The organism is Leptotrichia sp. OH3620_COT-345 (assembly GCF_003932895.1).
Taxonomy (GTDB): Bacteria; Fusobacteriota; Fusobacteriia; order Fusobacteriales; family Leptotrichiaceae; genus Pseudoleptotrichia.
Map to the genome: position 1 here is coordinate 1 of NZ_RQYW01000109.1, position 528 is coordinate 528.

General features: G+C 35.0%; 1 protein-coding gene and 1 pseudogene. Both read right to left on the reverse strand.

Features of this window, described 5'->3' with window-relative positions:
• Positions 1-416 (reverse strand): autotransporter-associated N-terminal domain-containing protein (locus EII29_RS11580; protein WP_125237623.1); only part of this gene is annotated, 416 nt, incomplete at its 3' end.
• A gap of 19 nt (positions 417-435) precedes the next feature.
• A pseudogene (locus tag EII29_RS11585) lies at positions 436-528 on the reverse strand (OmpA family protein); the annotation flags it as partial.

Sequence of the window (528 nt, forward strand, 5' to 3'; positions counted from 1 at the left end):
CCCTCATAAGGATATTTTTCTTTTTTATCTCCTCTTCCTTTATATGCTCCTCTCCAGTTACTGTAAAAATAGTTCATTCCAAATTGCCATGAACTCCAAGGAGACTTCACCACCTGATCTCCCTGTTCCATTAATTGTATTAACTCAAGATTTGCATTTTTCAGTAATCTGTTGTTCTCCCTCTTTGCCTGCTTAAATGATGTATGTAAATCTTTTATTGATATATTCAATTCTTTTCTCGTCTGACTTATCGCATTTTCAGTACTCTTCACTTCAGGCGATGTCAACCCTTCTGAAAATGTCAACATCCCCATTAAAAGGAAACTTAACAAAAGTGCTCTTGTATACTTTATGTCTTTACATCTTTTTGCCAATGCTCTTAAGTCTTTTTCCATTTTCTTTAAATTATTACTCATGTTTTTCTCCTTCCTTCAATTATTCTTTTCTTATCAGTTTAAATTCTATTCTTCTGTTCTGTGCTCTTCCTTCCGCTGTCTCATTTGTCGCAACAGGTTCCTCTTCCCCACG